The sequence below is a fragment of the Xylanibacter rarus genome (assembly GCF_001275135.1).
Taxonomy (GTDB): Bacteria; Bacteroidota; Bacteroidia; order Bacteroidales; family Bacteroidaceae; genus Prevotella; species Prevotella rara.
Genome location: NZ_LFQU01000002.1, coordinates 15,210 through 41,378, shown reverse-complemented (window position 1 = coordinate 41,378; position 26,169 = coordinate 15,210). Strand labels below are relative to the sequence as shown.

The 26,169-nt window shown below is 45.3% G+C and carries 14 protein-coding genes and 2 pseudogenes; 9 read left to right on the top strand and 7 right to left on the bottom strand.

Features of this window, described 5'->3' with window-relative positions; all coding sequences use genetic code 11:
* Positions 1 to 130: 130 nt before the first annotated feature.
* Entirely contained in the window at positions 131 to 781 is a 651-nt protein-coding gene (locus ACU52_RS01910; protein ID WP_053397663.1) for a nitroreductase family protein, read from the top strand.
* Positions 782 to 1,055: 274 nt separating this feature from the next.
* Here ACU52_RS01910 and ACU52_RS01905 read toward each other — a convergent pair whose 3' ends face one another.
* Positions 1,056 to 2,561 (bottom strand): butyryl-CoA:acetate CoA transferase, encoded by a 1,506-nt coding sequence (locus ACU52_RS01905; RefSeq protein ID WP_053397543.1) that lies wholly within the window; start codon positions 2,559 to 2,561, stop codon positions 1,056 to 1,058.
* 783 nt (positions 2,562 to 3,344) lie between these two features.
* Here ACU52_RS01905 and ACU52_RS01895 point away from each other — a divergent pair.
* Positions 3,345 to 4,568: a site-specific integrase gene (locus ACU52_RS01895; protein WP_053397541.1), complete on the top strand. Its 1,224-nt coding sequence runs from the start codon at positions 3,345 to 3,347 to the stop codon at positions 4,566 to 4,568.
* A 1,373-nt stretch (positions 4,569 to 5,941) separates the two neighbouring features.
* Here ACU52_RS01895 and ACU52_RS01885 read toward each other — a convergent pair.
* The 6 genes and pseudogenes from ACU52_RS01885 to ACU52_RS01860 all read right to left on the bottom strand — a co-directional run bounded on the left by ACU52_RS01885 (position 5,942) and on the right by ACU52_RS01860 (position 10,463).
* On the bottom strand, positions 5,942 to 6,292 hold the full coding sequence (locus ACU52_RS01885) for an MmcQ/YjbR family DNA-binding protein (protein ID WP_053397539.1): 351 nt from the start codon (positions 6,290 to 6,292) through the stop codon (positions 5,942 to 5,944).
* Positions 6,293 to 6,307: 15 nt separating this feature from the next.
* Positions 6,308 to 7,273 carry a restriction endonuclease subunit S gene (locus tag ACU52_RS14650; protein ID WP_239684855.1) on the bottom strand — a complete coding sequence of 322 codons (966 nt, stop codon included), beginning with the start codon at positions 7,271 to 7,273 and terminating at the stop codon, positions 6,308 to 6,310.
* Positions 7,156 to 7,881 (bottom strand): restriction endonuclease subunit S, encoded by a 726-nt coding sequence (locus tag ACU52_RS15525; protein WP_053397538.1) that lies wholly within the window; start codon positions 7,879 to 7,881, stop codon positions 7,156 to 7,158. The genes ACU52_RS14650 and ACU52_RS15525 overlap by 118 nt, the downstream gene beginning before the upstream one ends.
* On the bottom strand, positions 7,874 to 9,769 hold the full coding sequence (locus ACU52_RS01870; RefSeq protein ID WP_053397537.1) for an HsdM family class I SAM-dependent methyltransferase: 1,896 nt from the start codon (positions 9,767 to 9,769) through the stop codon (positions 7,874 to 7,876). Before ACU52_RS01870 ends, ACU52_RS15525 begins: the two co-directional genes overlap by 8 nt.
* A 24-nt stretch (positions 9,770 to 9,793) precedes the next feature.
* Complete coding sequence (locus ACU52_RS01865; RefSeq protein ID WP_053397536.1) at positions 9,794 to 10,123, bottom strand: helix-turn-helix transcriptional regulator; 330 nt, start codon at positions 10,121 to 10,123, stop codon at positions 9,794 to 9,796.
* Between the two features lie 2 nt (positions 10,124 to 10,125).
* Positions 10,126 to 10,463, bottom strand: a pseudogene (locus ACU52_RS01860) (type II toxin-antitoxin system RelE/ParE family toxin).
* Between the two features lie 1,248 nt (positions 10,464 to 11,711).
* On the opposite strand from ACU52_RS01860, the gene ACU52_RS01855 reads away from it, so the two are divergent.
* The 7 genes and pseudogenes from ACU52_RS01855 (at position 11,712) to ACU52_RS01820 (ending at position 26,151) form a co-directional block, all read left to right on the top strand.
* On the top strand, positions 11,712 to 12,287 hold the full coding sequence (locus ACU52_RS01855; protein WP_021854462.1) for a DUF3575 domain-containing protein: 576 nt from the start codon (positions 11,712 to 11,714) through the stop codon (positions 12,285 to 12,287).
* A gap of 20 nt (positions 12,288 to 12,307) precedes the next feature.
* Positions 12,308 to 13,714 (top strand): DUF3868 domain-containing protein, encoded by a 1,407-nt coding sequence (locus tag ACU52_RS01850; protein WP_082335114.1) that lies wholly within the window; start codon positions 12,308 to 12,310, stop codon positions 13,712 to 13,714.
* A 71-nt stretch (positions 13,715 to 13,785) separates the two neighbouring features.
* Positions 13,786 to 15,498 (top strand): annotated as a pseudogene (locus tag ACU52_RS01845) (Mfa1 family fimbria major subunit); the annotation flags it as partial.
* 412 nt (positions 15,499 to 15,910) lie between these two features.
* The gene (locus tag ACU52_RS01835; protein WP_053397660.1) at positions 15,911 to 17,008 is read left to right on the top strand and encodes a FimB/Mfa2 family fimbrial subunit; all 1,098 of its coding nucleotides are present in this window, start codon (positions 15,911 to 15,913) and stop codon (positions 17,006 to 17,008) included.
* A gap of 37 nt (positions 17,009 to 17,045) precedes the next feature.
* Positions 17,046 to 18,782 (top strand): Mfa1 family fimbria major subunit, encoded by a 1,737-nt coding sequence (locus ACU52_RS01830; RefSeq protein ID WP_053397533.1) that lies wholly within the window; start codon positions 17,046 to 17,048, stop codon positions 18,780 to 18,782.
* Positions 18,783 to 18,814: 32 nt separating this feature from the next.
* Positions 18,815 to 20,233, top strand: a complete 1,419-nt coding sequence (locus ACU52_RS01825) for a hypothetical protein (protein WP_053397532.1) — start codon at positions 18,815 to 18,817, stop codon at positions 20,231 to 20,233.
* Between the two features lie 17 nt (positions 20,234 to 20,250).
* Positions 20,251 to 26,151, top strand: coding sequence for a discoidin domain-containing protein (locus tag ACU52_RS01820; protein WP_082335112.1), 5,901 nt, complete (start codon positions 20,251 to 20,253; stop codon positions 26,149 to 26,151).
* Positions 26,152 to 26,169 lie beyond the last annotated feature (18 nt).

The window sequence follows — 26,169 nt, the reverse complement described above, 5'->3', positions numbered from 1 at the left end:
TGAAAAAACACAGGCGTTAGCATGTATTATTAAAATATTTCGTTAGTTTTGTCAGTGGTTGTGCAGATTGCGTGCAGTCTGTGTTGCCGATAATTTTAAATTAACGACAAACATTTAAAACCGAATGATTATGAAACCTTTAAATCTTTTCCTGGGCATAGCCTTTGCCTGTGCGGCCTTTGGCTGCAGTGCCAATTCACCCAAAAGCGATGCTGCCGCAGCAGCCGACACTGTCGCAAACCGCTCTGAGGCCGTGATATCAACGATAATGGAGCGCCGCAGCATACGCAAGTATAAGCCGCAGCCGGTTAACCGCGACACGATGAAGATGATACTGAAGTGTGGCATCAACGCGCCCAACGGCATGAACAAGCAGTCGTGGGAGGTGCGCGTGGTTGACAATCCTGAGTTTATCGACGGCATTACGGCTATCTACAAGAAGTATAATCCGGAGGCAGCGGCAGACGCGTCGTTCAAGAATATGTTCCGCAATGCGCCCACCGTGGTGTTCATAGCCAACGACCCGTCGTATGACTGCTCGCAGATAGACTGTGGACTGCTTGGCGGCAACATGATTCTGGCAGCCCAGTCGATGGGCATAGGCTCATGCTGTCTTGGCGGTCCGGCCCGCTTCATGCGCACGCCCGAGGCTGCCGAATATCTCAAGAAACTTGAGTTCAGCAAGGGCTACGAGCTGCTCTACTGCATAGCCTTCGGCTATCCCGACGAGGCTCCCGAGGCTAAGCCGAGAAATGAGGCTAAGGTGAGGTTTATTGAATGATATCTTTAGGAGATATTTATTTAGGAGTTAAGGAGTTAGGGGGAGTTAAGGAGTTAAGACAAATGCCTTTATGGTATTGTTCTGGCCTGTATGGGTCTCATCAGCCTTATTAGTCTTATCACTCTCATTCCGCCCATAATTCCCGTCCCATGAAACAGGGGCTAAGGCGAAACGCCTTAGCCCCTTATTTTATGGGAGTAATGAGGCTGATAAGAATGATAGCCCACATACCCACAAGACAATGTGTCTTGACTCCCTCTAACTTCTAAAATAATTACTTAACATACTCAGCAAAGTCTGTCAGATGCATGTCGCCCTTGCGCATCAGAGTGTCGTGCATGGCGAAGGCAGCTGTCAGGCAGTGACGTGTCTGTCCCATCTTGGCAATCTTCAGATAGTCGCGCAGCAGCGGACGGTAGTCAGGATGAGCACAGTTCTCTATGATGAGGTGAGCACGCTCTATTGGGCTCTTGCCTCTCAGGTCGGCCACACCCTGCTCTGTAACGATGATGTTTACATCGTGCTCAGAGTGATCCTGATGGCTTACCATCGGTACGATAGAGCTGATAAGACCGCCCTTGGCAGTTGACGGACAGGTGAAGATGCTTATGTATGCGTTGCGCTCAAAGTCGCCGCTTCCGCCAATACCGTTCATCATCTTCGTTCCGCTGATGTGTGTAGAGTTGGCGTTGCCGTAGATGTCAACCTCGATGGCAGTGTTGATGGCAATGACGCCCAGTCGTCTGATAACCTCAGGCGAGTTTGAAATCTCGCTCGGACGCAGCGTCAGGTGCTGCTTGAAGTAGTCCATGTTGTCGTAGATCTGCTTCAGACATTCGTTAGACACTGTCAGCGAGCATGTAGACGCGTCCTTGATGCGTCCTTCGAGCATCATGCCCACCACGCTGTCCTGCAGCACCTCGGTGTAGATGTTGAAGTTAGGCACGCTCTCGTCGTGTCCCAGTGCGCCCAGTATGGCGTTGGCAGTGCTGCCCACGCCGCTCTGCAGCGGCAGGAACGACTGCGGAATGATGCCCCTCTTCATGTCGCTGATGAGGAACTGTGCCACGTTGTGTCCAATCTGGTCAGTTATCGGGTCGGCATCCTTGAAGGCTCTTGCCTCGTCGGCTATGTTACATTCTACAACGCCCACAATCTTCTTGGCGTCTATCTCTACATAGGGTGTGCCTATGCGGTCGTTCACGTGTGTGATAGGTATCGGCTGGCGGCACGGCGGGTCGAGCGGCTCGTATACGTCGTGCAGATATTTTGCCTCGGGGCTGTGGAATCTGTTAAGCTCCAGCACCACGTGCTTTGCCAGGCGTGCCACTGTGGGGCTGATGCCTCCGGCAGCCGTCAGGTAAGCCTTGCATGTGTCGGCGCCTTCCTCGATGTCGCACACCTCAATTATCGCCCAGTCAACCTCTCCCATAAAGCCGTAGCGCAGCTCCTGTGCCATGTGGCTCAGGTGGATGTCGTTGTAGGCTATCTCGCCTGCGTTTACGTGCTTGCGGAAGTCAGAGTTGGTGGTGTAGGGCGCGCGGTATTTTATAGCCTGCGCGTTCGACAGGTCGCCGTCGGTGCTCTGTCCTGTAGAGGCGCCGGTGAACAGTCCTACCTTAAACTCTCTGCCGGCCTCGTGCTCAGCCTGAGCTATCTTGGCCAGCTCCTTGGTTACGGCCTTGGCGGTGCCTGCGGGCGTAAATCCGCTCAGACCAATGTTCTCTCCGTTCTTAATCATTGCCGCAGCTTCGGCAGCAGTTATGCGTGTATAAGCCATGGTGAAAAAATTAAAAATTATGTCTTTATTCAGGTTAAACTTTTGGCAAAGTTACCTAAAATCAGCGGTAAAGCAAAATAAATGGCCTTATGTTTTTCAGCTCGGCAAGTTAAATTATGTCATGCCCGATGTGCCGGGGCGCAAGTATGCGCGCCCGCGTGTACTTTATATTATGCATATATGTTTTGTTTGTCCCGTTTGTTCCGGCTGTTCTGTTCCGGCTGGTTTCATCTTGCATGCCTCTTCATTCATTTAATTAAGTATCACCACTTCGGGTGATTCCTCTTGCGTTGCTGCATCCGTGGGTGTACCACCCACGGTTACTGAGGTGCAGCCCTTCGGCTTTTTTGTGCGTGTTGTCTTGCTCTATAATTTGCTCTTTTACATGCCAAAGTGTCATTTTATTTTTGTACGGATTTTCTGACGAAATAGAAAATGATGAGCCATGCACGGCCGTGTTTTGGTAAACAATATTTACATTTATGTCCAAACGGGCAGCTTTTTCTGAAAAAGAATGACTAAAAAAGCAAAAAATAGCAGATTTGGGCTTTTGTTTTGAGTTTCAAGTGGTTGTGGCAGTTGTTGGCTTTAAGTGACGTTCGTGAGGAAATGCGAAAATAGCAGATTTGAGAAGTGGAAACGCTTTCAATTCATTACCTCAGAAAAACGCCCTAATGAGCTTTTTTAACGGTGTCGGTTCTTGTTTCTCCATTCTGCACAGGTTGTGAATTTGCCATGCAGCTCTCATAGTTTAATTTTGCACTGAACAAAAAGCAAACAATTATGAGAAGTACATTCAAGACAGTCTTCTATGTAAATGGAAGCAAGGAGAGAAACGGAGTTGTCCCTATCATGGGACGAGTGACAATCAACGGAACTATCGCACAGTTCAGTTGCAAGCTGAGCGTGACCAAGGCGATATGGGATGCCAAGGGCAACAGAGCCAAAGGCAGAAGCAAGGAAGCCAATGAGGTGAACTTTGCGCTTGATAACATCAAGGCTCAAATCGCTAAGCATTACCAACGGCTTTCCGACCGTGAGGCGTTCGTTACCGCTGAAATGGTGAGAAACGCATATCAAGGCATAGGTACGGAGTATGAGACATTACTCAGAGCTTTTGACAAGGAGAACGCAGCCTTTGCCCAACGCGTGGGAAAAGACCGAGCTGTCCGAACCTACCGCAAGTATCTGACGGTAAGAAAGTACGTTGCCGAGTTCATCAAATTTCAGTACAAGCGCAGCGATATGTCCATGAATGAGCTTACCGAGGAGTTCATCCGTGATTTTTGTCTGTATTTGAAGAATGTCATTGGACTCACGCAATCTACCATTTGGATATACTCCATACCATTGAAGCATATCGTCACGGCAGCACACTACAACGGCAAGATACAGAGAAATCCGTTTGCCATGTACCACGTTGACCCAGACCACAAGGAGCGTGAGTTCTTGACAGAGGAAGAATTGGACATATTGGCAGGAATAGAGTTGGAAAATCCCAACTTTGCTTTTGCGAGAGACTTGTTTATGTTTGGTTGTTGGACAGGTATCTCTTTCGTTGACATCAAGAATCTTACAGAGGACAATGTTGCCATTATAAGTGGGTCTCCATGGATAGTTTCTCAGCGTCAAAAGACAGGCGTACCATTCAAAATTAAACTGATAGATGCAGCCATACAGATAATTGAACGTTACAAGCCATTGAGAAAAGATATGCACTTGTTTAATATTGGCTCACTTGACATGGTAAACAAGCGTATAAAGAAAGTGGCAAAAATGTGTGGCATCAAGAAGCGAATTTCATTTCATGTAAGCCGGCATTCGTTCGCAGTTTTGGCTTTAAACTACGGTATGCCGATAGAGAGTGTAAGCAAGATACTGGGACATACGGACATCGCCACAACACAAATTTACGCAAAGGTGACAAGTACTAAATTGGAGCATGACATATCAGCTTTTGAAAGTCGAATCAAGGGGCATATGCCGACAATGGGGGGAATGGCATGAAAAGGACTGTAATCACCGTGGACGGAAATGGAATGTTATCCATTCCGTCCAACTTGCAAGACTTGTGGATGAGTGAGGGTGAATTGGTTGATATGCTTCATGTCACCGCCATGAAACTCCATGCTGTGATAAGGTCAATATACAAGGATGGTTTATTGACGGTGTCGGAAGTCCAACAGAAACAGGAAACTTCCAATGGCATTTGGCAAACGTTGTATGGCTTTCCGATGATTGTTGCCCTTTGCTTCCGTATAAACTCATACGGGGCAGCTCGGTTTCGTGTCACCATCTTCAAGAGATTGTACGGGGCAAAAGAGAAAAGTAGTGTCATTATCCTACAACTCAATAGAAGAACAACCGCCTTTAGTTGAATGTCCTCTTGCTTGTTTGTTGGCTTGGCGCTGTCGTACTGTCGTGAATAAGTACTGAAGCATAAGCATGACATTCTTACTTGTAGGGGGATGAGTTCTGTTCATAAAAATGACGGACAAAACACCCCTTATTTTTGTTGAATTGTTGAATATGATGAAAGAAGTATTGAACATCAGGCATTTACGGCTCAACATATTCTCAACAAATCTCTCAACAAAAGAAAGATAATGTTGAAAAGAGAAAACCATGAACACCATTCCTTTCTTTCTTTTTTGCCCAGTAATTTGTTGTGTAGAGCTATTTGTTGAGAGTTTGTTGAGGGTATAAGTGGTTGGTTCTCATAAAGATAACACCTATTTTCAACAATTCAACGTTTTACATGCCCTCACTTGGTACGCTGTAAAATGTACTTGTGGATTATTGGCTACCGCTCTATTCTCCGAAATGATTGCCGCAACGTTCCTTGGAGGCTTTGCGCCTCCTGCCACTTGGGCGAACCTCCGCAGTGTTTTAGCATGGCATTAGATTTATGCAGACTATACCAAGGACACACTGTGTACATAACACACTCGGTATAGCTTACAAAGTAAAACGACAATATACAACTACTATACTTGGCAAGTTGCGCACAGAATATTATTACCTTGTCTTTTGCAAACTTCAAGAACAAAACAGGTCGTGTCTGTTCCCTTGTTCTTTCTCAATGCAGCAGCTTTGATGTTTCATGCAAATTGTTAGGATTAAGGTCTGCCACCATAGGCATGAAGAGCCGAAAGGCAAATGTCTCGTCCTTTGTTCTTGGAGGAGGGAGCGAGGTTATGTTTTGGGAACCCCAAAACTCCTCGCTCCACCATGAGGTCGGAGAAATTTTGCTCCCGATGGTCGCAGAAAGTGAGTGTACCAACTGTAAACAGTATGTCAAGTAACAAACACCCATGAACAGCGAAGCAACTTCTTTGCTAATGCCACTAAGCAGATGCAACAAAGCTATGTTCCATCTTTTATTGAGCAACCATTTCTGTTGATTTTGGCAATTTACTTTTCACTAACTCATATGATTCTTTTATCCAATCCTCTATCATTCTATTAGGAAAAGACCCCTCAATAAAAATGTCGTTCCAATGTTTCTTATTCAAATGGTACGCAGGAGAAAAGGCATTGTACTCTTCCCTCAATTCCTCTCCACGTTCGGGTAGCAGCTTTACTGCAATAGTTGGTATCGGTGCTTCCAACCAAATATGCAGAAATATCTTTCCTCCTACACGGAATACCACCCAATCTTCACCATAAGGCATAGCTTCTTCTGTATCTGGCAATGATAAGCAATACTTTCTAACTTCTTCAATGTTCATCTTGTACTTACGGTTTTATCTTTCAATGTGCCTAAGATATTCTAATATTTGCTGTTGCTCCAAATTCTGCATATATGCCTCCATATAGTCCCAATTTGGTTGGCTATTGCCATCTATAGGTAAGAGAATCTTTTGGCGTTTCAAACGTCCTGTTCCCATTTTATAGCCATATCCATATTTGGCACGTTGATTTGTTATGCACATGGATATGAAAAGAGAAACATACTTGTTGTTTCTTATAGGTTTCAGCTTGCGAGTGTCGTTTCCATATAGTGCATCGTATGGATGATAAAAGCAATACCCAACAGAGCCGTTTCGATTTACAGACAGGCTTCCCTTTTCCAATGTTTCGTTTTGATTGCCAACGAAATAACCGATGCCATTATTATTGGCTGTCGCTGTAACATAAGGGGTTTGCCCACTTGTACGCTCTCTTTCGTAGATGTCTTTTCCCGAAGATATTTGTGCAATTTCTTCAAGGAAGAACGCTTTCCATTTTACCCCCCCCATTTTGTTCTCATTGGCGTTCAAGCGCTTCTTGAAAACCTTTAGAGTTGTTTTGAGTATATCAGCTTCTACCTCTTGCATGAACGAGGACATGAAATCGAAATCTATTTCACCCTTATCATTAATGGGGAGTAATATCTTTTCTCGCTTTATACGCTCGTCATTTATTTCTCTGTTGAAACTGTACTTCTCCGACAAACGGTTGATTATTGGCACCATGAAGAGGTAGGCATATTTATCCAATCCCTTACGTTTAAGCTGAGTAACATGGTCACTTGCCACAAACTCGTATTGATGGAAGAATGCACTACCAACACTACCACTATTGGCAATGGTTATGCAATCCTCGAACTTTCTTACGCTGCCCTCGTTGCCGACAAATCCATCCACGCCATTGTTGAGTGCCGTGGATGATACGTATGGAACTGTACCTTCTGTGTGGTCTGCCTTTTTGAGACGTTTGCCACGCTGTATTTCTGTGAATACTTCTGTAAAACTAAAAGGTTTCCATTGAGAGCGGAGCAGTTTACCCCCCCTAAAATTTCTTTGTGTATCAGTCGCTTGCATAATTTCTCTACTGCTGGTTTCAATAATAATGTTTCTTTTCGACGCATGTATTCCTCCATGAACTGCCAATCAGGATTTGTGCAATCAGCAGCAAGAGGAAGCATAATTTTAAAGGCTCTTAATCTGTTACCGTTTATTGAATACCCATGTCCAAAGCGTTCCCTTTGCTTTGTTATACACATTGAGACAAACAGCAAATGGTATTTATTCAAATCACTCTTGGGTATCAATGCGGAAACATGACTATCCAAAGCCATAGAGGTAGGTTGGTAGTAAGCTATTCCTGCACCACCATCTCCATCGTTATTCAATGTCAGAATATCACCTCGAAAGATTTTCTTTTGTTCCTTTGATACGAAGCCTTTATAACCATTGTCTGTCTTTTTGGCAGAGACCAAAGGTAAAGTTCCTGTCGTCAAAGATGCCATATTATTTTGGTTTCCCTTTTCAAAGTCAAAGAAATCTGAAAGATAGAAATCTCTCCAATCTTTATTTTTGAGTGATAGCTTATCCATTCGCCACCTCCTTTTCTTCAAACAAGTAACCTCGTCCATGAGTAATCATGTTAAACTCAAATGTCAGATAGTCAGCCATTGTCTTTTCAAAGTCTTCCTCTGATGGTATCTCTTCGTTGAAATAGTAAAACGAGTGCAGCCATTCGTCATCTGCTTCAATGGTGCTACGCACAATAAAAGAGTTTGGTGCAGTCTTGCCTTGAAACCAACAATCAAGCAGGTATTTCTTTCTCTCGGCAGCTCTATCTGTTGGCATCAATCCAACATGGGCAAAGACTTCATAACCATCATCTTTGAAATCGACAAACTTCACTAACTTATCCTTTGGGTGTGGTTGATGCGCTGTAAATACGGCTATCACAGGATTTGTTCCTACGCCATAGAACGTATCTGTATTAAGCGTTATAACACCCTCAAGCGTATGGTTATCGAGAATATACTGTTTGTCGATTTTGTCTTCTTTCGTTTTGCCGACCATTGTGCTTTGTGGAACTATGACAACACAACGAGCACCATCCCCTACGCAATCCAACAAGTGACAGATGAATTTCAACTCCGTCAAGTGTGCCGTGCTTTTTGTCTTTCCTTGTGAATACGGTGGGTTCATCAAACCAACGGTAAATCCTTTCTTGTACATGTCTTCTGATTTTTGCTTCAAGAAGTCTGCACAGATGAGATTGCTCTTTCCGTCACCACGCAGAATCATATTGGTTGTGGCAATGGAAAACATATCGTCACGCAACTCTATACCGTGAAGATTGTTTCTTCTGATGTTTTCCTTGTCTTCCTCTTTTGCCTGTGTCAGCATTCTGTGCATGGCAGCTATCAAGAAGCCACCTGTTCCGCAGCAAGGGTCAAGCACCTTGTCGGTAGGCTTGATTTCAGCCAATTCTGTAAACAATTCGGTTATGTGCTTTGGAGTAAGAACTACGCCAAGTGTTTGCCCATCGCCACCACTATAACTGATGAACTCTCCATAGAAACGACCAAGTACGTCTTCTGGTGAGTTGTTGCAAATGGCAGTTAGAATATTTGAGTGCAAGTATTCCGCAAAGTAGCGCAAAGGGGATTTGCCCAATCGCTCATCCTTTTCAGACAACACAGGTCTATTGATGATGAGGTTAAATTGGTCTATAACCCTTTTCTTTTTCACCTGTGGCTCAACCTTTACTCTTTCCATGTGTGCGGACATGGCATCAAATATCTTTTGACCATCAGTTTTGATAGTATCCCCTGTCAGATTCTCTGTTAAGAAATCCTTTTCTTCTAATGCCAAAAGAATAGCAGATACGACCAAAGGTTTCTCGCTATCTCCGAGTTGTCCATAGTTGCGCAAATCCTCATGCAAAGTCTTTGCACGGCTAAGAATGGTTTTCAGTTCAACACGTTCAATACTTTCGTTACCGCAAATAATCTCATTGTAGTAACGCTCTATATTTTCGGTCGAGAATTGACTGAAGTCCTTGACCTTTGGAAGAATTTTGTAACCTGTAGGACTAACGTAAATAGGACGAATAACAATGCGCTTCTCGTCTGTTCCCGAACAACCAAAGGCAATGACTTTCTTGAAGTTTGTGTTTTGAATGATACTGAGCGCATAATGCAGCGCACCATTCTCCGCATACTTGGTTACGCTTGAAGTATCCATCAGCAAAGTTTCATTATCTTTCAAGTACTTTGCCTGGTCCTCAACCTTTGCCTTATCTTCTATTACGATAACAAAGTCACCCGATATTGCCAAGTATTCAGGAAAGCCTTTCTTTCCTGTACCACGTTTAGAGACCATAGCCTTGTTGATTTCCTCAATAGGGCATGACTCTGCGTAGTGCTCTATACTTGAAGCATCGAGCAGCTTTGATATAATGAGGTCTGTTGTCTTTTCTGTCATTTTTATACCATAGATAATTGGATTTTACCACAATGCAACTTTACCTGCTATACCTAAGTCAATCGTTGCAGTAACTACACCCAGTGCTTTGAACACTCTCCTCATGGTTGGAATAGTGATACTATAACCTCTTTCCAATCGAGAAATCTGTGCTCTTTTCACGCCAATACGCTCACCAAGTTGTTCTTGTGTCAAGTTCTGTTCTATACGAGCTTTCTTGATGGCTTCGCCTAATCTATAGGCATGTAAAGCTCCATCCACATCACTCTCAAAAGCATCACGTTTTGGTGTGCCTACTTTACCGAAATGCTTGTCAAGCACATCGTCCAATGGGGTAAGATTCATCTGTGCCATAATCACTTGTTTTTGAAATATTCTCTTCTTATTGCTTCTGCTTTTGCTATCTCCTTGCTTGGTGTCTTCTGAGTTTTCTTGATAATGCCGTGGGTGGCAATTACCAATGTTTCTTTATCCTTGTCCCAAAAGCAAACAAGCGATAAGCAGTTTTGTTATACAATGTACGAAATTCCCATATCTCCGAGTTTTCCAACTTCTTGAAGAGTTCTTTGTTGCGTTCTCCACCTGCAACACGCTTGATGTTGTAGTAAATCTTGTAAGATACCGCTTCGGGTAAACTCTCAATAAAGTTCTGTGCCTCGTCTGTCAAGACAAGTTTGAAGATATTTTGTGCCATACATTATCATTTTTGTACAAAGGTAAGCATATTGTTTCATAAAGAAGAAACAATGACCATTTAAATATAATCTACAGCTCTTTTTTAACATTTTGGCGATAGATAATTGCGTATAAGAAACTTGCAAACCTCGTAGAACATCTAACTGAAAATAAAATCTAAAAAATGAATGAGATTGCCGTTTATCCACATAAAACTTGTATCTTTGCCCTCGAAAAGAGTTGTTTGACAAGCAAAGCAAACTTATGTATTATGCAGAAGTTAGAACCGTTGCTAAATCATTACCTCTATAGAGGTGGAACACTCGTAAATCGCTCATTTTAAGCTGTTAGGCAGAATTTGCCGAATTTTTCTGAATAACTCGGCCACTTTTGCATCAAAAACAGGCCGTTTCAGACCCTGAAACCACCCTGTTTTTTTATTGAAATAATGGCTTTTTTGTCCTAATTGGGACAAAAAACATTGCACACATTGCCTTCATCCGGCGTAACGTCTTATGCCGTAGGGCGTTGCGGTTGCACACGAAAACTGCCCGTTTTTGCGGCCGGATGATTTTAATTTCTGAATACTTCAGTATGAGAACGTCAGCCCGAATCACATTGTAAGCGTATGTTCTAATATTCTTTCATTATGTCATTCTGTCGCTGCATATGCTTACGCAAGCCGAAAATGTGCGTGATGATATATTTTTGTTGGCTATGCTTGATGTATGTAAGTATTTTTTTCTTGTCTGATGCCTGCATTTCCCTGTATTTAAGGCAAAAAAGTATATTTCTGACACCAAAACTTTTTATTGAGAAAAAGTGCCTGATTAATGATTTTTAACGCTAAGAGGGACCCTTTGTAATTACTTATTGTTATTTTTGCAATTGAAAAGTTTTAAGATAAATATTCCTTAAATAAGGTGTGTTTTTTACAAACATGCTGCTTGGAATAAGAACTTTAGCACAAAAATGTCGAACGAGCTTAACCTTAAATGGTGCCAGCATTCGAACTACTAATGTGAAAAACCTGTAATCGGTAAAAATAACATATACGAACCTATCAGCATGAACGGCCGCGCAAGCATGGCTGTAAACTAAACTGCGAACTGAAATTGTCATAAGGCAACAACACAGTCTGAGAATGCAGTTTTACGATGTGAAATGATTGGTCAACGATGATATAAAAACCATCTGCTGAGATAATATAACTATGAATAAAAACAAGATTCCGAGAAATAGAAAAACTAAAATATTTACAGGATTTATGATTAAACGCATATTAAGTACAGCACTATTTGTGTTGGCAACTTCAGCCACAATGCTGTCACAGAACGTGGCGTTGAAGACCAATGCATTATACTGGGCTACCACAACTCCTAACTTAGGAATTGAAGCCTCAGTAGGTAAGAAAAGCACGCTGCAGCTGTTCTATGGTCTTAATCCGTGGAAACAGTCGGGCGGCGACCAGTCGAGTCTGCGCCACTGGCTTGTTATGCCTGAATACCGCTATTGGTTCTGCGAGAGCTTCAATGGCTGGTTCATCGGTGCCCACCTCATGGGCGGACAGTTCAACGCAAGCAGCGTTGAGTTGCCTTTCGGGTTCTTCCCCGAGCTTGAGGACCACCGCTATGAAGGATGGTATGCAGGCGGAGGCGTAACGGCAGGATATCAGTGGGTGATGTCAAAGCACTGGAACTTTGAGGCATCCATAGGCCTGGGATACGACTACATAAAGTATGACAAATACAAGTGCGGAACCTGCGGCGAGAAGCTCAAGTCGTCGCACACCAACTATTTCGGCCCGACAAAGGCCGCGCTGAGTCTTATTTACATCTTCTGATACTATAAACCACCAAGGACATGAAAAGATTATCTATATATTGTGCATGCCTGCTGGCCGCGCCGCTCGCGCTGCAGGCACAGAGCGTGGAGCCTAAGCTGGCCGGACGGACGGTGACGGTAGAGAATATCAAGGTAGAGAACACTAACCAGACTATGGTGGTTGACCTCGACCTCAATATGGACTCGCTGAAGCTGCCTTCTAACATGAGGCTCGTCTTCACGCCCATCATCACTAACAACACCGAGGAGAGGCAGATGCCGCAGATAGTAGTGAACGGACGCAAGCAGGACATCTCTTACCGCCGCGGCGGACATAAGGACTTTCCGGCAAACGTGGTGGCCGTAAGACGTAAGAACAACACCGACCAGACGCTCCACTACAGCGCCGTGCTGCCCTATGAGCCCTGGATGAAGAACTCTAACGTCATCGTGGCTGAAGACCTCTGCGGATGCGGCGACGTGAAAGACCAGAACACCGTTGAGCTGAAGCGCCTGCGCACGCCGTTCATGCCGTATATGCGCCCGGCAGCCGAGGCACAGAAGGTGCGCCATGAGGAAGGACGCGCGTTTATCGACTTCCCCGTTGACAAAATCACTCTTTATCCCGAATACCGCAACAACCCGCGCGAGCTGGAGAAGATTGTGAACACAATCAACCTCGTGAAGAACGACAAGAACACAACCATAACAAACATCGAAATCCACGGATATGCTTCGCCCGAGTCGCCTTATGAGCACAACGCATATCTGGCACAGAACCGTGCCAAGACGCTCAAGGACTATGTGCGCAAGCTCGTGCATATAGAAGACCGCCTCTTCACCGTATCGTCTACGCCTGAAGACTGGGAAGGCCTGCGCGAGTATGTCGTTGAGGGCAATCTCGACAACAGCGACGCCATACTTAAGCTCATCGACGACAAGACGCTCGACCCCGATGCCAAAGAGTGGAAGATTAAGTCTACTTATCCTACAGACTACCGCTTTATGCTCGACTCATGGTATCCCGCTCTGCGCCACTCTGACTATGTGGTGAGCTACAGCGTGCGCCCGTTCTCGGTAGACGAGGCAAAACAGGTGCTGAAGACCAAGCCGCAGCAGCTTTCGCTCGAAGAGATGTATATGGTGGCACAGACCTACGAGCCGGGCTCGCGCGAGTTCAACGAGGTTATGGAGACCGCCGTGCGCATGTATCCCGACGACCCTACGGCCAACATCAATGCCGCATGCACACGCATGGAGAGCGGCGACCTTGAAGGTGCTAAACGCTATCTCAGCAAGGCAGGCAACTCGCCGCAGGCTCTGCACGCCAAGGGCGTGATGGCCATGCTCGAGGGCAACACCGGCCAGGCACGCCAGCTGCTCAATCAGGCTAAGCAGGCCGGAGCACAGGGTGTGGACAAAAACCTGCAGATACTCGACATGTAAAAACACGAGAATTGATAAAAATATTTTTTAAACCAACTCAATTTTTTAAATTATGAAAAAGTAAATTATTTTCCTTCGCATTGGCAGCGCTGATGCTGGGAGCTTGTTCAAGCGAGGATGTTATTGACAATGGTGGACAGCCACAGTGGAATGATAAGGGTAAGGGTTATATCAACCTTGCCATTCAGCTCCCTACGCAGCCTGGTACACGTGCCAACGATAATTTCGACGACGGCACACCGGCAGAGTATGAGGTAAAGGATGCTACTCTTATTCTGTTTGTTAAGGGAACGTCGGATAACGAATTCAAGGTAAACAGTGCTTATAAAATGGATCTGAACTTCTCACCGGAAGGCACTACAACTGACAACATCACAACAACAGCTAAGATTACTCAGGAGATTAACAGCGTGTCTGGTGATATTAAGGCTTTGGTAGTTCTCAACAATAATGGACTCCTTTCTATTGCAGAAGGTGGTATATTGAATGTTAACGGAGCTGTTGCTACAGGCAAAAGTCTTTCAGAACTTAATGATGCTGTCAAAACAGCTATCGGTACAGACTACAGCTGGCATGATGATGGTCTGCTGATGTCAAATGCCATTATGGCTGACGCACAAGGTGGTACTGTAGATCCTACAAGTGCAAATGTTGTAGAACCTCTTGTTACTATCGACGGCAGCAAAATCTTTAAGACAAAGGCTGAGGCAGATGCTCAACCTGCAGCAACAATCTATGTTGAAAGAGCTGAGGCTAAGGTAACTGTAAAGAATGGTGCCAATGGTACTGTTACTGACGGATCTGGGCTTACTTATACAATTGACGGATGGGCTCTTGACAATACAAACCAGACCAACAAGCTGGTTCGTGATGTTACAGACTTTACTACATGGAAAGCTTATAAGGCAACTCGTTCAACCGATTATCATTTCATAGGCGGAACAGCCATTGCAAGCGGACTTTATAGAGTTTATTGGGGTGATGACTATAATTATAGCACCACAAGTGTTGGCGGCCTCACTACTGTTGGCGGTGAGCATGCAACTCTGCCGGCTGTTAATCCTGCTAACGGAGAATTTGCAGCTTATTGTTTCGAGAATACAACAGACTTAGCTAACATGCTTGAGCAGAATCTTACACGTGTTATTGTTAAGGCTACATTCAATGGCGGAACAGAGTTCTATACTGTTGATGGCAACAGAAGCGATATATGGCAAGTAGCTGATGTAAAGAAAGAAGTTGCTGCACGTTTGCTGAATGATGTTACATTCAATGCTTGGGCTAAGGCCAATGTAGATCAGGGTAAAGCACTTTCATCAGATACAGACTTTGATGTTACATTCTCAACAGAAGCTGCCGGAAAACGTACCGTTGCTACAATTGTTCTTAATGAATCAGGTAAAGGCAAACTGAAGGCTGATGCTGCTGAATATCCTACAAATGCTGCAACTCTTGCTAATGACCATATTACATTAGAGTATTATGCAAACGGAGTTGCTTATTATCCTGTTTACATCAGACACTTTGATGAAACTCAGACACCTTGGGATGCAACTTATGAAACAGGCAATAGTATTTATGCTAATAAGTCTGATGAATATCTCGGCCGTTATGGTGTTCTCCGCAACAACTGGTACGAAATCAACGTTCAAAGCATTAAGAGCCTTGGTGATCCTAACGTAACAGAAGTTACTCCTGAACCTGTTGACAAGAAGGAATCTTACATCTCTGTTGATATCAACGTTCTCTCTTGGGCTAAGCGCAGCCAGAACGTAGATCTCTAATAAGATTGAACTTCATAAAAGTTAAAGTTAATTGACAACATCCGTGTGCGGCCGGTATGGGCCGGCCGCACATTTTCTTAAAAAGGCAGAAGCCGCAGAGGTGTGGCCTGCATGTAAGTCTGCCCGCAGAGACACCATGAGATACGGCGGGGTGCAGCTCCGGCACAGAGAGAGGAGCCGTTGCGGAACAATATTGCCGCAAACTAAAACTGACAACAACGAGGCACGACGCTCAAGGGCAAGTGCCCACAACATAAACAGCGACAGCCCAAGGCTAAACATCTGCTTAAGCAACACAGACAGATAGGCATCCGGGCTGGCCCGGCGGGGATAGACAGCAATGTCGCCGCGCAAAGACAATGCAACAATTAAATATGGATAAAGGAAATAAAAACAAAAAATATATATGCTTATGAAGTATCTTTCAATAAAGCGTCTGACTTGGCTGTGCATTGCGGCTTTGTCGACACCGGTGTTCACATCGTGCGACATGATGACCGAAGACAGAGACGACTGTCCCATGGGGCTGTATCTCAACTTCAAGTACGACTACAATCTTGAGCGCGCTGACATGTTCAACGACCATGTGGGAGCTGTAGATGTCTACGTGTTCGACGAAAACGGCAAGTATGTCACACGCCAGTCGGAGGCCAACGTGGGCAGCTCGCTGCCGCTGGCTGTGCCTACATACTCAATGAAGATGGACCTCGATCCGGGCAAGTATAAGTTCATAGTGCTTGCCGGACAAAACTCTTACTCTGAGCAGATGGAGTCGGGACGTGCACGCTTCGTCCGCTCTGACCTTACTGCCGGAGACGACATGACGGCACTCGACGTAAGACTCGAGACAACACAGCAGGGCAGCGACATGCTCCTCGTTGACAACCACGGACTGCCGCTCGACACTCTGTGGCACGGCATGGAGGTTGAACCTGTTGAGGTGTTCGCCGGAAAGCCTACTTACCACACAATCTCGCTCATGCGCGACACCAAGAAAATCAACGTGACAATGCGCGAGCTCGACGACCCCACACAGATGGACGTGGCAAACTATGACATGACCATCACCGACCGCAACTCGCACATCCTCTGGGACAACTCGCTCGATGAGACCAGCACCGTGGTCTACACGCCGCACGCAACATGGAACACCGACGACCGCACGCCGGCCTTCGACCATAACGGCGACCCAATAGACGGAGTGGGCAAGATAGCTCATGCCGACTTTATGACATCGCGCATATTGTATCATGCCGATGCAAAGGACGACGGCATACTGTCTATAGTGAACAAAAACACCAACATGGAAGTGGTGCGCGTCAACCTGCCCGACCTGCTCAGCCGTCTGCGCACGAGCGAGGAGATATACCGCTACTCGGAACAGGAATTCCTCGACCGCGGCTACGACTATCAGCTCGACTTCTACCTCAAGGGCGACCGCCTGGCTTACGTAAATATCAGCATCAGCGTGCTGGGATGGAGCAAGCGGGTGCAGTTTGAGGAACTGTGATTTAAACAGCCAACCAACCTAAAAATCACGAATGTCTATGAACAAGAATATATTACATACAGTTAAGGGCGTTGCGGGATGCCTGCTTATGGCATCTCTCGCGGCCGGCTGTGCGCAGGAAGACATCGACACCGCTCCGTCAGGCGGAGGCGGCATGTCGGCATCTTCTTATGTCTCGCTCAGCTTCGCATCGCAGCAAAGCACGCTTACGCGCTCTAATCCTACGGGAGGCGAACAGGGCGACGGAGATGAGACTGGACAAGATTATGAGAATGAAATAAAATCGGCCGTGGCCTTCTTCTATCAGGGCAGTGGCACTGACGGAGTGAACAGCAGCGGTACAACTCCAATCATGGCTGTAGCAACATTTAACGTTGGAAGCCCTACCGAGCCGGGCAACGGCATCGACCGCACCTATACAACAACGCCGCAGCAGGTAGACCTCGACGACGGAACATATAACGTGCTCGTGGTGGCAAATCCGGGCGCAGACTGGTGGACAGGTCAGTCGCTCACGCTCGCCGACGTGCGCAATCATATACAGACTACGGCATGGACAGCCTCAGAGTCAGGCTATTCTGATTTCGTAATGACATCAGCAGCCGACGCCACGCTCACGCTTAATTCTAACCCGGAGAGCGACCCCGCAAAAGCTACGGTAAACGTAGAGCGCATGGCAGCAAGGCTCGACTATAAGGCCGAAGCGTCTTATACTTGTACCGACCCGGCATATACTGGTGCCACAGTTGAGATAACCGGCGCAGCCCTGGTGAACAATCTTACTGCAGGCAGCTATATGTTGAAGCGCGTTGCGTCAACTGTTGACGGTGTGCCGACATATCTCGGTAATGAAACACCAGATGCAGGAGTACAGACTAACTACGTGCTTGACCCGTGGACGGCAGTCAAGACATCAGACAACAACAGCTTTACCATTGGCGGTGAAGTTAAAACAGCCGAGGACCTTTACGGCGAATGGTTTGGCAACCTCTCGCAAGACCCTAATTATTGGGCTGATTACGTTCAGCCGGGAATAGAAGTTTCTGACGGAGCCGAAACATGGCAGCGTATAGGCTATACCCTCGAAAACACTACGGCAGCCGAAGAGGCAGGAAAACGTTACAGCACGGGCGTGGTGTTCAAGGCAAAGTTCCATCCGCAGGGCGTGGCAAATTATACCGATGGAGAAACATTCTTCGCGTATGGTACAAAGATTTATGCCTCAATGGAGGATATGATGGCCGGATTTTATGGAAGTAAGTTTGATGATTTAGACAATATAACAAGTTGCGCGACATGGGGGGATGTAAAACAGTTTATTACATCCACGTTGCTTACCAATGATCCGTCGGGATATAACAAATATCTTGAAGGACTGGCTGAGGGTAAAGACGATTCGGAAACTGTTGCGAATGCTTCTTCGCTTACATGGGGCAACTATATGCTGAATGAGTGTGGCTATTCAAAAGACGAAAATGGAAAAGTGGTTCTTGACCAGAATGGTAAGGTTACGCGTATTGCCTTGCAGCCTTACGGAACGCGCACATACGAAGACGCCACATGCTATTACACATGGTGGGTGCGCCACAGCAATGACAATGATGATACAAAGAAGGGTATAATGGAGTATGCCATTGTGCGAAACAATATATATAAACTTACGGTCAACAGCGTTTATTCGCTCGGAGGCGAAGTGCCGGAAGAGGAGAGTCTGATTGTTGACGTGTATGTTAACGACTGGCTGCTGCTCGATAATGAGACTCTGCCTATGTGATGTAATGAATATAATGAAAAAACACTGACGTTATGAACAAGATAAAGCAACATATATATAAGGCTATGTTATGGCTGCTGCCATGGCTGTGCGCCGTGCCTCTTGCCTCATGCTCGTTCGACGACGACATCGACACGGGCGACGACAATGCTCCCGCCATGCTTCAGCTGAGCATCACAGCACGTGAGGAAGGCGACCTGAACACAAGAGAGGGTACCGAAGTGGGGCAGAACAGCGAGTATATGCACAACCTGCTCGTGCTTTTTATACAGGGCGACAAGGTCGTGAAGAAATTCTTGCCAGATTTGAGTAATGACGGAGCAGCAAAGGTGGGAAACTTGAAGACATGGACCTCAGAGAGCTTCACGCTAACACCGGGCACATACACAGTGTATGCCTTTGCAAACATTGATTCTTATTTCAGTACGGCGTGGAGCAGCCTTACAGGATTGGGAGACGGCGAATCTCTTACGGAGAAGGGTATTGATATAGACAATATCGTGCTTGAAGACAATCCTGCCTCAAAGCTTGACTTGCTTACTTATTTTATCCCGATGAGCGCAAAGGAGGAAGTAACCGTTACGCGTTCTACACGCAACATCTCTATCGGTCTCGACCGCCTTGTAACCAAGATAAGAATGAGCATCACGGGCAAGCCCAACACAAAGGTTACAGCCCTGTCGTTCGGCGGATATGCAGACAAGATAGGCTTGTTCTCAGATAAAATTTTGGATGGAGAGGCATACACAACGACAAAGACTATAAATATCCCTGGTGACGGAACTCTGAAAGCTGACGGTACAGGTACAACAGGAACACTTGTTATTCCTGACTTTTATGTAAACTCTTCACCGGTTGGTCACCCGTTTACGGTGAAAATAAAGACAGTAGAGGCAACAGGCATTATTCATGATGCCACTGCCGTTACACAACGCAATGAACTTCCGCGCAACAGCATCTTCCCGCTTACGCTGCAGCTCAACGACTATGGCCTCGACCTCGAAGCGCAATGTTGGGTAAGCCCGATAGGCAGCCTGCCGGTGGAAGTAACTGTGGGATTCACTCAAGATACTTATGAAATAACAGTGCCCGAAGGATGCCAGTTCGCGTTTACAGTGAAAGGTATAAATATAAACGGAGGAAACACAAGTAATATAACGAATTTAACTGGTACATGGAACATGCCTGACGGCGTCAGCGGCATTGCCTTTGACGGCGAAACAACAGGAGTTACCACGGTTAAGGGCCATGTTACGGCATCTGCCGGCAAGACTTTTGATCTTAGCCTTTTGGTTACGTGGCAGGATAATGGCGCAACATACAACCGCACATATACAGTAAAGGTACTTACCGACGACATTACCAACTTCCCGTTTAAGAGCAAAACACGTACACCGGAGTTCGGTCTCGACTATCTGCGTCATGAAATGCTTAATATGTTCATAAAATAAAAAGGAGGACATAAAACATGAAATACATAAATTCTTTATATAGATTGTTTTTGTTGCTTAGTGTTGCGTTCTGCGGACTTGACATTGAAGCGCAGACATATGGCGATCAGTATTCTTCTACAGCCCTTGAGAAGGTTGATGCGTCCGTTCAGGAAGTTTCCTCTAATGGAGGCGGTTCGTATACTTCCTATGTCACTGATGGGAATGAAAACACAATGTGGAAAAATAGAGGTAGTGACAATAACCCTTATGTTATAATTGATGTTGGCAGTAATAATTATTCCAATATCAAGGAAATAGAGTTGTTTGTGAAGGAAGCGAAAAGAGTGGCAAGAGCTGTCACAATTTCTTCTTCTTCTAGTGTTAATGGTAGTTGGACACAGGTTTCATCTCAATCGTTGAACCAAAGTAGTACCAACAACATAATTGTACTGAATAGATCGTTGACAGGACGTTATGTTATGCTGGCCTTTACAAAGGGAAGTGAGGATCAGGTTGGAGTGAGCGAAGCGTATTTTTATGCTCTAGGAAGTGATATGGCTTCAATTTCTATAAAGCATAAGCCTGCCAAGTGGTACGATTTGCGTAAGACCATGTCAATAAATGCAGCAGATAACTTTGATGAAGATGAAAGTCTTTCGATGAATATTGCTTATGATAATCAAACTAAAATCCAGGCTGCTCATACATTGATAGACACTATATATGTGCATGCAGGCACAAGTGTAACCCTTACGTTGCCGGATTATCTTAATGGAACAACCAACAACAAGACATATCAGCGTTGGTATAATTATCTTACAGAGGGAACATTTGCCACAGGCAATACCGGTAGTGGTGATATCGTGGATTATCTTACACCGGGAACAGCTGTAGGAAATAATGCTGCAAATGGCACCGGCTATAGATTTAAAAATGGCTATATCGGCCAACCCTTGAGTTCGGCCTGCTTGTATGTCATGGATTTCTATGTGCCTAAAACTGGTTATCAGAACTGGTATCTTGTGGCATGTGATGTTTCAGGATATACAGATTTTACGGAAGATTTTAGTAGCGACTCAAAGAATTCAAGTTTCGCCAATGGTGGTTATTGGGAGCCTACATTGTCTCACCGTTTTATTTACTTTATCCGCGTTATTGAGGATGAAACCAGTTGGGCTGCTAAGCAATTAAATGCAGGAAAGCCTATTGAAGAGAAGGACATCACCATGCCTGCCACACGTTTGCCCGACTACACAGATGAAATGGTTGCGCTGTCTATGGATGCCAGAAGCTATCTTACGCCTAATGGTGGTACAAATGAGGCAGATGGTGATATAACAGTAAGCTTAGATAACAATACAGCCGGTATAACTCTTTTAACAACGTCCTTATCTGGTGAAAACCGTGTAATATTTATAAATTATCCGGTGAAAAATTCGGACAATACACAGTCTGTAAATACACCGACAGACGGCAGCGATCCGAAAGCAACAGTTAATGTTTCAAGGAATGGCACTTTAGTGGCACGATATAATATTACGTTTAAAGAAGAGTCACGTTTGTTGACACAGACGCAGGTTAGCCAAGAGAATGCTAAAGAAAACAGTGCATATGGATATCGTATGCCAGACTATCTGAAGGAGAACTATGAGTTGCTCACAGAGCTTAACTTCGACTTTGATGATGCTGTGGCTGAAAAATATGGCTTGCCACAGTGTTATCCCTTCCCGCTTGGATGGAGTAGCAGTACCTATGGATTCTATGACGGAGGTGTTGAAGATGGAGATTTTACAGGCCCGACAGGTTCTCATTGTCCGGAATGGGGATATTATGGCATCTTGAATTCATATGTTGAATGTAGAGATAAAGATGGGAGTAATTGGGGATGGACAGGCTACACATATAATGCTCCTGATGATGCAGACCCGATAAGATATAACAGCAAGGGCAATCAAAGTACATATCACTTGTATGCCGACGTATCTGACCGTCCTGGTGTTATTGCCCGTCTGCCTTTCGATCGCAAACTGTGTCCAGGTACGGAATTGTTCGTTACTGCATGGGTTAAGTGTGCTAGAGGTGATGACTCTGCAAATAATGCGGCAGCTCTGTTTTCTATTATGGGTGTAAAGGATAGAGGCGTAGGAACAAGTTCAACAAAAGATTATACACCTATCTATAGATACCAGACTGGACAGATTCCTGCTACATATAGAAATGATGGCGGATTAGCTGGCAAAATACCAGGATTTGAAGAGCGAAATGGTACAACGGGTGGTAATAACGACTGGTTGCAGGTTTATTTCTCGTTTATCAATACCAATAGTGATGATTATGACAGCTATATCCTTCAGATAGACAATAACAGTGCGTCAACAAATGGTGGTGATATTTACATCGATGATATCCGCGTTTATGTTATGTCTCCTAACGCTAAGGTTACACAGCTGGAGGCCACTTGTACAAACGACCGCACCTTGACAAACATTGAGCTTGACTGGGAACAGCTATTGTCTCGTCTTGGCTACAATGAAACAACAAATGATGAGGATGCCATAGATTTTTGTTTTGTTGACAAAACAAAATATAATAACTATTTGGCTGAATCAGGACATGAGACTGACTATAAGGGAGCTGTTGAGGCTTCAGTGATAGAAGTTGGAAATAACGAAGATCCTGAACAAGGAGGATATAATGGAAAATACCATACACTTTATTTCAAGATGCCTTTTGATCAAAATAAGGTTTATGATATAACGCAACGTCCGAATCTTGCAGCAAATAATATGAATGATGGCAAGGCATATTTCTATGGATATACGGATGAAGCCAATGTTAGGTCTCTTAGTGTTGACTTCTATTCAGCTCTTACTCCAAATCGTCCATATATATTACTTATTAATACTCACGATCCGTCAAATCAAACATTAGATGCTTCTGATTTTAATTATAATATAGATGATGCTTGTGTAATCAAGACAGAGTTTTATGTTACGGCCCAAAATCTGATACGTGTAAACGGAGAGGTCGTTGACCCGTCTACAGACTTCTGTGCTGGTCAGGTGTTCAACTTCTCTGCCAATTTGCGCGTGCCGACAGGTGTAAATGATGATGGTACGGCAATTTATACAGAAATAAAGGATGGCGTATATTTTGATTGGTTCTTCGGTACGGAGGATGAATATACAGAAGTTAATACAACGTATGGTGTATCATTGTTGGATGCTCTTACGGCCTTCCGTAATATTTATACAGACAATGAGGATTTGACAGGTGTTCCTGCTGAAGGTAACGGGGCGTTTACGAAAGATATGTATGATATAATCAGCCATTATCTGGAAAAATCGGGTGAAGATGGCGGACAGCATGCTCCTTTGGTATTGCATAAAGAAAACCTTGATATTACTCTCTTGAATTCAGGGTTACAGTTGGTAGTTCAGCCTATACGTACATTAGTGCCTCCTGGAGGAATAACGGAGGATATATGGACTGCTGTTTGTTGGTCGTATATACCATTGGTATTGACTACTTCGGGTAATGCTCCGCAGCTGCATGCCGGCTTTAACTCTGTGAAATATCCTGCTGACGATTTCAATCCAAGTTTGCGTATTGGCTTAAGTCAGATAAAGGAGACAACAGCCGACAAGCCGTTGAGAGTAGATTTGCGTGGAGCTAAATTTTCTTCAGAAAATAGTAATGCGACATCATTAGGTATGGTAACTTCTGTTTCTTCAGAAGTGTTCAAGAATATCTATCTTGTAGGCACGGATGATCCGGAATACAACAACGAAACGTTCTTCCCTGCTGACTTTAGCGAGTATTCGTTGCCGGTAGGATATTTGACAGAGTTGTATGCTGAGCCTTATGTCGAGGGATCGCAATATAACGACCACATGAATATTTATTTCGACACCACTACGGAACAAGAAAACGGCTTCCAGTTTCAGCCCAAGGAAGGATATACATATACGTTTGCCGTTCACTTTGAGGAGCATGGATTGGATGTAAACAACGCATGTTTTGGTGTGTTCACAGTCGACATGAAGGTGGTTCCTGAAAATCTGGTATGGAGCGGTGCGGACGCTACAAGCAACTGGAATAATGATGCCAACTGGAAGCGTGCGGATAAATCCGTATTGAAGAAGGCTGCTGACGACAGCTATCTGACTAATGAGGCTAATACCACTGAAAATGGTTTCGTGCCGATGCTGTTCTCTAATGTTGTCATGCCAGAAGGAAGCAAGGCTGAGCTTTATATGGCAGGATATGGCGATGGCGGCGCATGGACAAATTCGAGCCGTCCGGATTATATGGAACTGCCGACAGAGAATATTCAGTATGACCTGATGGCTTATGAAAAAGACGGAGCGCTCACCACTCAGCGCTACCGCGTGAATATCTGCCGCGACATCCACTTTGAACTGGGCGCACAGATGCTGCATGCTGAGCAGCTGCTCTATAACAAGGCGTGGACAGACGTGGAGGTTACTCCGGGACAGTGGACAGCCGTAAGCACACCGCTGCAGGGCGTTGTTGCCGGCGACTGGTATGCTCCTACAACAGGAAAGCAAGAGACAGAGTATTTCAAGGATATCAACTTCACTGATGGAGGCTATAGCCGCCTGAATCCTGCCGTTTACCAGCGTAGCTGGAGTACAGGAGCAAATATCGTTGAAAACTTGCAAGGTACGAATACTCCTGTATCATTTACTACAGAATGGAGCTCTGCATACAACGACGCAAGCGTGCCTTATGTTGCAGGTGGCGGATTCTCTATCAAGGGTGTACTTAAAGATGCAACATCATTGCTGTTCCGTTTCCCGAAGGCTGATAAAAGTTATGATGTAAGTACTGCTGAGGAGGATAAAAGCGTTGACCGTACCAATGCAGGCAAGCTGCTTGTGACAGGTTTGTTGGATAGAAGCAATCCTTTAAAATACAATCCTCAAAATGATGTTACGACTACGCTTACTCCGTCTGCTGACGGCAAGTATCTGATGGTAGGTAATCCGTTTATGGCTCCTCTCGATGTTCAGGCGTTTGTTGAGAGCAATAGCGACGTGCTGGCACAGAAATATTGGATTAGCTCAGATCTAACAACAGCGGCTGTAACTTATGATGAAAGTAATAAGACATGGTCAGAGAACACATCTCTCATTGCACCATATTCTGTGTTCTATGTTCAAATAGCTGAAAAAGCAACACCTGATGAAAAGGGCAATTTTAAAGTTAAATTCACTGCTGACATGCAGAAGTTTGAAACAACTTCAACAGGTGAAGGCTCACAGACCGTTTCTCTCAAGATAACGGCAGAAGACGCTGAAGGCTCAAGCAGCGCGGCTGTGCGCTATGCCGCTTCGGCAAGCAACGGCTTCGGCATGGAGGACGCACAGATGATTAGTGGACTGACAGGCAATGCTGACAACGCTCCTAAGGTTTACACCGTAGCCGGCAACACGGCAGTGAGCGTCAACCAGCTGAAAGACGCACAGCGCATACCGTTAGGCGTTACGGCAGCCGACGGCTCAGTTGTAACCCTTACGTTCAGCGGCGTGGCAGCCGTTAAGGATGCCGCTATCTACGACGCCGAGCTGCAGAGCGAGACACCGCTCTACGAAGGCTATCAGCTCACGGTGAACGGTCCGTCATACGGCCGCTACTTCCTGATAGGTCACGGCTCGGGCACAACGGGCATAACCGAAACGGGCGCAGAGGGCAACGTCAGCGTAAGCTCTATCGTTCCGCGCCAGGTTGTCGTTACGTCAGACACGGCTCTGCGTTCAGTGAGCGTATGGTCGGCAGGCGGTGCACTTCTGAAGAAAGTATCGCCCAACGGCAGCTTCACCTGCACTCTCAATGGTGTCGACAGCGGCATGGTTGTCGTGCGCACAGAGACAGAGAGCGGCTCGCAGGTGACGAAAATAAGAGTTAGGTAAGTTTTTTATATTTTGACC

Bases quoted from the DNA above. Each gene is read 5' to 3' on its own strand.
- ACU52_RS01865 (WP_053397536.1), bottom strand. From the start codon at position 10,123: ATGGCACAGATGAATCTTACCCCATTGGACGATGTGCTTGACAAGCAT.
- ACU52_RS01830 (WP_053397533.1), top strand. From the start codon at position 17,046: ATGAACAAGAATATATTACATACAGTTAAGGGCGTTGCGGGATGCCTG.
- ACU52_RS01835 (WP_053397660.1), top strand. From the start codon at position 15,911: ATGAAGTATCTTTCAATAAAGCGTCTGACTTGGCTGTGCATTGCGGCT.
- ACU52_RS01820 (WP_082335112.1), top strand. From the start codon at position 20,251: ATGAAATACATAAATTCTTTATATAGATTGTTTTTGTTGCTTAGTGTT.
- ACU52_RS15525 (WP_053397538.1), bottom strand. From the start codon at position 7,881: ATGGATAAGCTATCACTCAAAAATAAAGATTGGAGAGATTTCTATCTT.
- ACU52_RS01855 (WP_021854462.1), top strand. From the start codon at position 11,712: ATGATTAAACGCATATTAAGTACAGCACTATTTGTGTTGGCAACTTCA.
- ACU52_RS01910 (WP_053397663.1), top strand. From the start codon at position 131: ATGAAACCTTTAAATCTTTTCCTGGGCATAGCCTTTGCCTGTGCGGCC.
- ACU52_RS01885 (WP_053397539.1), bottom strand. From the start codon at position 6,292: ATGAACATTGAAGAAGTTAGAAAGTATTGCTTATCATTGCCAGATACA.
- ACU52_RS01825 (WP_053397532.1), top strand. From the start codon at position 18,815: ATGAACAAGATAAAGCAACATATATATAAGGCTATGTTATGGCTGCTG.
- ACU52_RS01870 (WP_053397537.1), bottom strand. From the start codon at position 9,769: ATGACAGAAAAGACAACAGACCTCATTATATCAAAGCTGCTCGATGCT.
- ACU52_RS01895 (WP_053397541.1), top strand. From the start codon at position 3,345: ATGAGAAGTACATTCAAGACAGTCTTCTATGTAAATGGAAGCAAGGAG.
- ACU52_RS01850 (WP_082335114.1), top strand. From the start codon at position 12,308: ATGAAAAGATTATCTATATATTGTGCATGCCTGCTGGCCGCGCCGCTC.
- ACU52_RS01905 (WP_053397543.1), bottom strand. From the start codon at position 2,561: ATGGCTTATACACGCATAACTGCTGCCGAAGCTGCGGCAATGATTAAG.